10 protein-coding genes are annotated in these 9252 nt (G+C 52.8%); 7 read left to right on the top strand and 3 right to left on the bottom strand.

What is annotated here, in order from left to right:
- Positions 1-515 precede the first annotated feature (515 nt).
- Together ACRPFF_RS05665 and ACRPFF_RS05660 are read left to right on the top strand one after the other, a co-directional pair.
- Positions 516-2051 carry a sodium-dependent transporter gene (locus tag ACRPFF_RS05665; RefSeq protein WP_432674052.1) on the top strand — a complete coding sequence of 512 codons (1536 nt, stop codon included), beginning with the start codon at positions 516-518 and terminating at the stop codon, positions 2049-2051.
- Positions 2048-2140 carry a methionine/alanine import family NSS transporter small subunit gene (locus ACRPFF_RS05660; protein WP_002233157.1) on the top strand — a complete coding sequence of 31 codons (93 nt, stop codon included), beginning with the start codon at positions 2048-2050 and terminating at the stop codon, positions 2138-2140. The genes ACRPFF_RS05665 and ACRPFF_RS05660 overlap by 4 nt, the downstream gene beginning before the upstream one ends.
- A 52-nt stretch (positions 2141-2192) precedes the next feature.
- Here ACRPFF_RS05660 and ACRPFF_RS05655 read toward each other — a convergent pair whose 3' ends face one another.
- The 3 genes from ACRPFF_RS05655 to lptM all read right to left on the bottom strand — a co-directional run bounded on the left by ACRPFF_RS05655 (position 2193) and on the right by lptM (position 4234).
- The gene (locus ACRPFF_RS05655) at positions 2193-2627 is read right to left on the bottom strand and encodes a toxin-antitoxin system YwqK family antitoxin (RefSeq protein ID WP_432674051.1); all 435 of its coding nucleotides are present in this window, start codon (positions 2625-2627) and stop codon (positions 2193-2195) included.
- Between the two features lie 181 nt (positions 2628-2808).
- Positions 2809-4053, bottom strand: coding sequence for a diaminopimelate decarboxylase (gene lysA, locus ACRPFF_RS05650; protein ID WP_432674050.1), 1245 nt, complete (start codon positions 4051-4053; stop codon positions 2809-2811).
- A gap of 10 nt (positions 4054-4063) precedes the next feature.
- The gene (gene lptM / locus ACRPFF_RS05645) at positions 4064-4234 is read right to left on the bottom strand and encodes an LPS translocon maturation chaperone LptM (RefSeq protein ID WP_432674049.1); all 171 of its coding nucleotides are present in this window, start codon (positions 4232-4234) and stop codon (positions 4064-4066) included.
- A 70-nt stretch (positions 4235-4304) separates the two neighbouring features.
- Here lptM and cyaY point away from each other — a divergent pair, with 70 nt between their 5' ends.
- The 5 genes from cyaY (at position 4305) to glnE (ending at position 8831) form a co-directional block, all read left to right on the top strand.
- Positions 4305-4628: an iron donor protein CyaY gene (cyaY, locus tag ACRPFF_RS05640; protein WP_432674048.1), complete on the top strand. Its 324-nt coding sequence runs from the start codon at positions 4305-4307 to the stop codon at positions 4626-4628.
- 32 nt (positions 4629-4660) lie between these two features.
- Positions 4661-5080: a DUF2251 domain-containing protein gene (locus ACRPFF_RS05635; protein WP_432674047.1), complete on the top strand. Its 420-nt coding sequence runs from the start codon at positions 4661-4663 to the stop codon at positions 5078-5080.
- 21 nt (positions 5081-5101) lie between these two features.
- Positions 5102-5608, top strand: coding sequence for an S-ribosylhomocysteine lyase (gene luxS / locus ACRPFF_RS05630; protein WP_411712694.1), 507 nt, complete (start codon positions 5102-5104; stop codon positions 5606-5608).
- A 135-nt stretch (positions 5609-5743) separates the two neighbouring features.
- Positions 5744-5947, top strand: a complete 204-nt coding sequence (locus ACRPFF_RS05625) for a hypothetical protein (RefSeq protein WP_432674046.1) — start codon at positions 5744-5746, stop codon at positions 5945-5947.
- A 193-nt stretch (positions 5948-6140) separates the two neighbouring features.
- Entirely contained in the window at positions 6141-8831 is a 2691-nt protein-coding gene (gene glnE, locus ACRPFF_RS05620) for a bifunctional [glutamate--ammonia ligase]-adenylyl-L-tyrosine phosphorylase/[glutamate--ammonia-ligase] adenylyltransferase (protein WP_432674045.1), read from the top strand.
- Positions 8832-9252 lie beyond the last annotated feature (421 nt).

Here is a 9252-nt window from a genome sequence, read left to right as displayed (position 1 = left end):
CTATTCCGATGAGCCTGCAATTCCGAAAACCGTCGATTGCTGGCTGCAATATCAAACTTGTACCAAACCCAGTTAGCGATTGATTTGGAGATACATTTCACTTCTTTTGGAATCTAGAAATGAAAAGCAACAGGAATCTATCGGAAAAAACCGAAACCGAACGGACTGGATTCCCGCCTGCGCGGGAATGACGGAACTTAAAAAACCGGATTCCCACCTGCGCGGGAATGACGGGACTTTCTGTTTTTGTTTTTCTGTTTTTGCGGGAATGACGGGGAAGTTGGCGGTTGTTTCTTATGGAGTGGTTTTTGTATCTGGATAAAAAATTTTTTCGTTTTCAAGCCTTCACCGCTTGCCATCGGCGTTAAATTTTTTTACGATAAGCACATAGATTGTAAACAATCGGCCACAAGCCGGTTTGTTTTTTCAGAAGACATTATCCCTGTCAGACGCTGTTTCTATATATGTTTGCCTATAACGGCTTGTTTTTAATAAATAATTCAAGAGGTATCAACGTGTCTGATTCCAAAACGAAAGAACGTGCCACATTCGGCACGCGCCGCGCGTTTATGATTGCCGCCATCGGGTCCGCCGTCGGCTTGGGCAATATTTGGCGTTTCCCCTATATTGCTTTTGAAAACGGCGGCGGCGCATTCATGCTGCCTTACTTGGTCGCCCTTCTGACAGCCGGTATTCCGCTGCTGCTGCTTGATTATGCCATCGGGCACCGTTATCGGGGTTCCCCGCCGTTGGCTTTCCGCCGCCTCGGACGCTGGTTTGAACCGGTAGGCTGGTGGAATGTGATGACCAATATCGTCATCTGCATCTATTACGCAGTGATTATCGGTTGGTCGGCAAGTTATGTTTATTATTCGTTCAATGCGGCATGGGGTGTTAATCCGCAAGACTTCTTCTTTAAAGACTTCCTGAATATGGCCGGGCCTGAGGCTTTGGGATTGGATTTTGTCGGTAAAGTTGTCGGGCCGTTAGTCGGCGTATGGGTTTTCACATCGGTCATTATGGCTTTGGGCGTGCAAAAAGGCGTGGCTGGCGCATCGTCTTTCTTTATGCCGTTGCTTGTAATCATGTTCTTGATTATGGTCGGCATTTCCCTGACCCTGCCGGGTGCGGCAAAGGGGCTGGACGCATTGTTTACGCCGGACTGGTCCAAGCTTGCCGATCCTAAGGTCTGGGTTGCTGCTTATGGTCAGATTTTCTTCTCTCTTTCCATCTGTTTCGGCATTATGGTTACCTATTCTTCTTACTTGAAGAAGAAAACGGATTTGGGCGGCACGGGCTTGGTAGTCGGGTTTGCCAACAGCAGTTTTGAGTTGCTCGCGGGTATCGGCGTGTTTGCCGCACTGGGCTTTATGGCGCAGGCAAACGGGCAGGCGGTTAATGAGGTCGCCTCCAGCGGTATCGGTTTGGCGTTTATCGCTTTTCCGACCATCATCAATCAGGCTCCCATGGGTGCACTTATCGGCGTATTGTTTTTCGGTTCGCTGGTGTTCGCCGGCGTTACGTCGATGATTTCCATTCTTGAAGTGATTGTGGCGGCGATTCAGGACAAACTGAACATCGGGCGCGTCAACGCCACGCTGCTGGTCTGCATTCCGATGGGCATTGTTTCCACGCTGTTGTTTGGTACGGCGACGGGGCTGCCGGTTTTGGACGTGATGGACAAATTCGTCAATACCTACGGCATTGTGGCATCCGGTTTCTTGTATGTTTTGGCGATTATCGTATTTCGCAGGCTGCCGGAGTTGCGCAAGCATCTTAACGCCTTGTCCTCCATTCGTGTCGGCGGCTTGTGGACGGCCTGCGTCGTGTTTACCGTCGTGATGCTCGGCTATATGCTGTATCAGGACACCGCCGGATTGTTGGAAAAAAACTACGGCGATTATCCGGATGGTTTCCTCAATATTTTCGGCTGGGGGATGTCGGCGGCGTTAATCATGTTCGGGCTGCTGCTGTCGCTGCTGCCTTGGAAACACGGTCAGGATTTTAATGTCAAAGACGAACACGAACATGAACAAGGAGACGAAAAATGAGTACTTCCGCCATTGTGATGATGATTGTCTCAATCGTGATAATCTGGGGAGGGCTGCTGCTTTCCCTATTAAGGTTGCCGAACGAGTAAGCCTTTAGAGCGTTAAAAATGCCGTCTGAACCGCTTCAGACGGCATTTGCTTTTACGGCTGCCATTCGCGTTCCACCTTGCCCGACGCATCCAAAGTTTGCGCTCGGATGATATGCCCGTCCCGGTACAGGATGCGCGTCCGCAATATGCCCTGTTCGGTATAGCCTTGCGACCAGCCTTGCGCCACGCCGTTTTCAACCGGCGTGTGCGAATGCAGTTTGCCGTTTGGGTGGTAAATATCGACAAAGCGGTCGAACACGCCGTTTTTGACGATGCTTTTCAATACGCGCCCGTTTGAGGCGCGGATGCTGTACGCGCCGTCCGACGTGCCTGAAGGCGGCCGGCTGTATGGGTTGGTGGGTTGGATGGGCGCGCTTTTCGGCAGGGTGTGAAGCGGCGGCCGGTCGGAGGGAAGGGCGGTGCAGCCCGCCGAAAGGAGGGCGGCGGACAAACCGGCAAGCAGGAGGATAATCGGGGCGTGCTTCATTTCAATTCCTTAGATATTGCACCCCATAACAGGGGCGCGTAATTTTTTTCAACCATTCCCTTCGGCAGCCGGGTGAGGCGGGGATTTGTTGCGTCGTCATTTGAAAACAGGCTGTGTTTGAATATTCCGCCGATGCGGCCCTAAGATGTCACTTTAAACGGACAATGCCGTCTGAACCGCTTCAGACGGCATTTTGATGGTCGGCTTGCAGGCAGGCGAGTTCGTTTGCCATTTGCTGTTCCAAGGTTTCGCGTCGGCGGATGAGTCGGTATCCGCCGCCGTCAACCAACACCTCTGCCGCACGGTTGCGCGCGTTGTAATTGCTCGCCATACTGGCTCCATACGCGCCCGCGCTGCGGATAAGCAGCAAATCGCCTTCTTCGCAGGCGATGGTGCGGTCTTTGCCGAGGAAGTCGCCGGTTTCACAAATCGGGCCGACGATGTTGGCGGTCAGAGGCTCAATGTCTTTGGTTTCGACCGCCTCGATGTGATGATAGGCATCATAAAGCGCCGGACGCATTAAATCGTTCATCGCTGCATCAACCATCACAAAGTTTTTCTCTTCGCCGTGTTTGACAAACTCGACGCGTGTCAGCAACGCGCCTGCGTTGCCGACCAAGCTGCGACCGGGCTCAAGAATGAGTTTCAGACGGCGTGTCCCGATCAGTTTTTGAACGGCTTGGGCATACGCGCCCAAGTCGGGCACATTTTCGTCTTGGTAAACGATGCCGACGCCGCCGCCTAAGTCCAAATGTTCCAAAACAATGCCTTCGGCGGCAAGCGCGTCAACCAGAATCAAAATGCGTTCGCAGGCTTCGATGAGCGGGCTTAAGTCGGTCAGTTGCGAACCGATATGGCAGTCGATGCCGATGATTTTGAGGTGGCTTTGGCGGGCGGCATGGCGGTAGGCTTCGAGCGCGTCGGCGTAGGCGATGCCGAATTTGTTGGCTTTCAGGCCTGTGGAGATGTAGGGATGGGTTTTGGCATCGACATCGGGGTTGACGCGCAGGGAGACGGACGCGGTTTTGCCCAAACGTTCGGCAACCTTTTGAATGCGGTCGATTTCGGGAATGCTTTCCATATTTAAGCATTTCACGCCCGCATTCAGAGCAAACTCGATTTCCGCCTCGCTTTTACCCACACCGGAAAAAATCGTTTTCGCCGCGTCGCCGCCCGCCGCCAAAACGCGTGCCAATTCGCCGCCGGACACAATGTCAAAACCGCTACCCAAAGAAGCAAAGTGCTTGATGATACTCAGATTGCCGTTTGCCTTGACGGCGTAGCAGACGAGCGGGGAAAGCGCGGCAAACGCGGTTTGGTAGTGTTCAAATGCTTCGGTCAGCGCGGATTGGCTGTACACATAAAGCGGCGTGCCGAATGCTTCGGCAAGGCGGGGGTAGGGGACTTGTTCGCAAAATAGGGTCATGTTTTCGTTTTCATTTTTGGGTTTGTGAAGCGGATTGCGGTTTGCTTTGAAGTTGCAAACCGGTTTGGATTACGCCGAAGCGCGCCTTGTTGCCTTCTTTGGGCAGGTAGAGGTCGCCTTTGTAACCGCAGGCGGAAAGCAGGAGGGCGGTTGCCGCCGCAAAAAATACGCCGTATTTCATCGGTAAACTTCCTTCATAAGCGCGAATGTGGCAAGATTCGGTATCTTAAACAAAAAACACGCAAAAAGCCATGATGACCGAAAGCGAATTCATCCGCATGAGCGAAGCATTGTTCGAACACATCGAAGACCAAATCGACAAAAACGGCTGGGATTTCGACTGCCAGTTTGCCGGAAACGTCCTGACCATCGAAGCCGGAGACGGCACGCAAATCATCGTCAACCGCCACACGCCCAATCAGGAATTGTGGATTGCTGCAAAAAGCGGCGGCTACCATTTCGCCGAGCAAAACGGCAAATGGCTGGCAACGCGCGACAGCCGCGATTTTTACGATGTTTTGAACGAAGCCTTAAGCGCGGCTTCGGGCGAAACGGTGGCAATTGCCGAATTGTGATTCAATTTTCGATATAAAAAGATTGTTACCCAATGGCACAATTACCGCTATATCTGACTTCCGAAATCAAAGACTTTACTGTCGGCACGCCCGAAGTTTTACAATCATTTTTCGAACATGTCCCTTATGGCGTCGTCTTTGAAGACGACGGCGACACAGGCTACTTTTATGCTGCCTCGAAAGATGGGATTTTGGATGCTTTGCAGATCTACAATGTCGAAGATGTATCCGACAAACATATCCCTAATCATGTTTTGATTTTATGGGACGATGCCTGCACTTTGGCAGCTTTGTGCATCAACGACTACATCCATGCCGTCTATGATTTTGTCGAACAGGCAGGATATTGCCGCAACGGCTTCCCTGAAGCAGGCGGCGAATGGGTGAAAGTCGAAAACCGCATCTTGGACGATGAATTGCTGGACAAAATCCTATCCCGGAAATCTACATAACCTACTCAAAAGGATAACAAAATGCCCCTGTTAGACAGTTTCAAAGTCGACCACACCCGTATGCACGCCCCTGCCGTACGCGTGGCGAAAACCATGACCACGCCCAAAGGCGACACCATTACCGTATTCGACCTGCGCTTTTGCATTCCCAACAAAGAAATCCTGCCTGAAAAAGGCATACACACGCTGGAGCATTTGTTTGCAGGCTTTATGCGCGACCACTTGAACGGCAACGGCGTGGAAATCATCGACATTTCCCCGATGGGCTGCCGCACCGGTTTCTACATGAGCCTCATCGGTACGCCTTCCGAACAGCAGGTCGCCGACGCATGGCTCGCCTCGATGCAGGATGTGGTCAATGTCAAAGACCAAAGCAAAATCCCCGAGCTGAACGAATACCAATGCGGCACTTATCTGATGCACTCGCTCGCCGAAGCGCAACAAATCGCGCAAAACGTGTTGGCGCGCAAAGTGGCGGTTAACCGAAACGACGATTTGGCTTTGGATGAAAGCCTGCTGAACGCTTAATCTGTTTTGAAATGCCGTCTGAAAGTCAGAATCTGCCTTCAGACGGCATTTTGTTTTCCGACAGTTTATAAACTGTCGTTGTTTCTTGACAGAAACAACGACCNTATTTATTTGAAACGATTGGAGGACATGATTATGGGTTTTTGGGATAGCGCGGCAAAAGCAGTAGGCGAGGGAATGATTGAAGCAGCCAATGAGCATAAGGCGTTGAAAATGGAATATGCGGAGAAATCAAGTGAGGAGCTGCATGAAATCGTAAAGAGTGATGGTTTTTTTAAAAATTCCACACGAGAGAAAGGTGCAGCTTATGCTGTTTTAAAAGAGCGTGGCGAGGTTTGAACAGGAAACGGCGGCATTTGCCGCTGTTTTTTTATCGGTAGGTATCCGTCCGAATATCGGGGCAAGGTTTCAGACGGCATCGAAGGTTGCTATGATATAGTGGGTTGACTTTAAACCGGTACGGCGTTGCCTCGCCCTGATCCAAAGTTAAACCACCATAACATTCCCATCATTCTTCCAAACGGAATCCGAAATGTCCGACCACCGCCTCGACACCGCCCGCCGCTATTCTCTGTTCTTTACCCGCCAGCTCGACAACGGCAAACTCAAGCCTGAAATTTTCCTGCCCATGCTGGACAAGGTGTTGACCGAAGCGGATTTCCAAGCCTTTGCCGATTGGGACAAAATCCGCGCAGAAGAAAACGAGGAAGAATTGGCGCGGCAGTTGCGCGAGTTGCGCCGTTATGTCGTGTCGCAGATTATCGTGCGCGATATAAATCGCATCAGCGATTTGAACGAAGTAACCCGCACGATTACGCTGTTTGCCGATTTTGCCGTCAATACCGCGCTGGATTTCGCCTACGCCTATTATCGGGACATGTACGGCACGCCGATCGGGCGTTATACCAAATCGCCGCAGCATTTGAGCGTGGTGGCGATGGGCAAGGCGGGCGGCTATGAGCTGAACGTGTCTTCCGACATCGATTTGATTTTCGTCTATCCCGAATCGGGCGACACCGACGGCAGGCGCGAACGGGGCAATCAGGAGTTTTTCACCAAAGTCGGGCAAAAACTGATTGCGCTGCTGAACGACATTACCGCCGACGGGCAAGTGTTCCGCGTCGATATGCGGCTGCGGCCGGACGGCGATTCGGGCGCGCTGGTATTGAGCGAAACCGCGCTGGAGCAATATTTGATTACGCAGGGGCGCGAATGGGAACGCTACGCATGGTGCAAAGGCCGCGTGGTTACACCGTATCCGAACGACATCAAATCGCTGGTGCGCCCTTTCGTGTTCCGCAAATATCTGGATTACAGCGCGTATGAGGCGATGCGGAACCTGCACCGCCAAATCCGCAGCGAAGTCAGCAAAAAAGGCATGGCGGACAACATCAAACTCGGCGCAGGCGGCATCCGCGAAGTCGAATTTATCGCCCAGATTTTCCAAATGATACGCGGCGGCCAAATGCGCGCGCTGCAACTGAAAAGCACACAGGAAACGCTGAAGAAACTTGCCGAAACCGGGATCATGCCGTCTGAAAACGTCGAAACCCTGCTCGCCGCCTACCGCTTCCTGCGCGACGTCGAACACCGCCTGCAATACTGGGACGACCCGCAAACCCAAACCCTGCCGGNTTCGCCCGAACAGCGGCAACTGCTTGCCGAAAGTATGGGATTTGATGATTATGCCGATTTTTTGAACGCTTTAAATCAACATCGAAACCAAGTCAACCGGTTGTTCAACGAAATTTTGAGCGAACCCAAAGAACAAACGCAAAGCAACAGCGAATGGCAATGGACATGGCAGGAAAAGCCTGATGAAGAAGAACGGCTAGGCCGTCTGAAAGAATATGGGTTTGATGCCGAAACCATCGCCACGCGGCTCGACCAAATCCGCAACGGCCATAAATACCGCCATCTTTCCGCACACGCCCAGCCGCGTTTTGACGCGATTGTGCCGTTGTTGGTACAAGCGGCGGCCGAGCAACCCAACCCGACCGATACGCTGATGCGGCTGTTTGACTTCCTCGAAAACATCAGCCGCCGCTCCGCCTATCTCGCCTTCCTCAACGAACATCCGCAAACCTTGGCGCAACTGGCAGAGATTATGAGCCAAAGCTCATGGGTGGCGGCGTATCTGAACAAATATCCGATTTTGTTGGACGAACTTATCAGCGCGCAGCTTTTGGATACTGCGTTCGACTGGCAGGCACTCGCCGCCTCCCTTTCAGACGACCTCAAAGCCTGCGGCGGCGACACCGAAGCGCAAATGGACACCCTACGCCGCTTCCAGCACGCCCAAGTCTTCCGCCTCGCCGTCCAAGACCTCGCCGGACTGTGGACGGTAGAATTCCTCTCCGACCAACTCTCCGCCCTTGCCGACACCGTCATTGCCGCCGCCCTTTCGTGCGCGTGGGCGGATATGCCCAAAAAACACCGCGACACCCCGCAATTCGCCGTCATCGGCTACGGCAAACTCGGCGGCAAAGAACTCGGCTACGCCTCCGACCTCGACTTAGTCTATCTTTACGACGACCCCCATCCCGAAGCAGGCGACGTGTACAGCCGCCTTGCCCGCCGCCTGACCAACTGGCTTTCCGCCGCCACCGGCGCAGGCAGCCTCTACGAAACTGACCTGCGCCTGCGCCCCAACGGCGACGCGGGTTTCCTCGCCCACAGCATCGCCGCCTTTGAAAAATACCAGCGTGAAAACGCATGGACGTGGGAACACCAATCCCTTACTCGTGCCCGCTTCATCTGCGGCACACCCGAAATTCAGACGGCATTCGACCGCATCCGCACCGAAATGCTGACTGCCGAACGCGACCAAACCGCCTTGGCAGGTGAAATCATCGAAATGCGCGAAAAAATGTTCCCCACCCATCCGCCGGTTGACAGCAACGGCAAATACGCACGCGGCGGCGTGGTCGACGTCGAATTTATCGTCCAATATCTGATACTTGCCCATGCCCGAAAATATCCGCAACTTCTCGATAACTACGGCAACATCGCCCTATTGAACATCGCCGCCGACTGTGGACTCATCGACAAAACCCTCGCCGAACAAAGCCGCACCGCCTACCGCTTCTACCGCCAGCAGCAACACAACACCAAACTGCGCGACGCGGCAAAAACCGAAGTAAGCGACGAATTACTGTCCCACTACGGTAATGTCAGGAAATTGTGGCGGGAAGTGTTCGGCGGAGAAGCGGCAACCGCCTGAACAAAAAATGCCGTCTGAAACCTGACAATTCGGGTTTCAGACGGCATTTGTTTTTGGCTGTGTCTGAACAATCGGTACGATTTCGGTTGTTTGCAAAGTGAAAGGCGGTTATTCCTATGTTCAGGCGGCAAACCGAAATATTCTCCCCAGCCGATAGGGCGGTATTAAAGCCTATTCGAACACTGCCTTTACGGGGAAGGGGCTTTNCGAGCTTGACCATGGTCAGGTACGGCAAATCAGCCCGTATCCTGCCGATGCGTCCGTCCAAATCGGTTTGGAACGCCGCAATGTGATATCTGCCTATCAAGGTTTTGCGTGTGTGTGTCGCGAGGGCTTTGCCAAAACCGAAATCAAAATCAAGTTGTCAGGCATCCTTCCGTTTCCATTAAAATAGCGCATTCCACTTTTCAGACGGCATCCC

It is taken from the genome of Neisseria sp. SLRRB23 (assembly GCF_050896295.1).
Taxonomy (GTDB): domain Bacteria; phylum Pseudomonadota; class Gammaproteobacteria; order Burkholderiales; family Neisseriaceae; genus Neisseria.
The sequence above is the reverse complement of the archived record's forward strand: the minus strand, read 5'-3'. Positions and strand labels throughout refer to the sequence as shown.

Coding starts and splice junctions, on each gene's coding strand:
- ACRPFF_RS05625 (WP_432674046.1), top strand. CDS start 5,744: ATGGGTTTTTGGGATAGCGCGGCAAAAGCAGTAGGCGAGGGAATGATT.
- lysA (WP_432674050.1), bottom strand. CDS start 4,053: ATGACCCTATTTTGCGAACAAGTCCCCTACCCCCGCCTTGCCGAAGCA.
- lptM (WP_432674049.1), bottom strand. CDS start 4,234: ATGAAATACGGCGTATTTTTTGCGGCGGCAACCGCCCTCCTGCTTTCC.
- ACRPFF_RS05655 (WP_432674051.1), bottom strand. CDS start 2,627: ATGAAGCACGCCCCGATTATCCTCCTGCTTGCCGGTTTGTCCGCCGCC.
- ACRPFF_RS05635 (WP_432674047.1), top strand. CDS start 4,661: ATGGCACAATTACCGCTATATCTGACTTCCGAAATCAAAGACTTTACT.
- luxS (WP_411712694.1), top strand. CDS start 5,102: ATGCCCCTGTTAGACAGTTTCAAAGTCGACCACACCCGTATGCACGCC.
- cyaY (WP_432674048.1), top strand. CDS start 4,305: ATGATGACCGAAAGCGAATTCATCCGCATGAGCGAAGCATTGTTCGAA.
- ACRPFF_RS05660 (WP_002233157.1), top strand. CDS start 2,048: ATGAGTACTTCCGCCATTGTGATGATGATTGTCTCAATCGTGATAATC.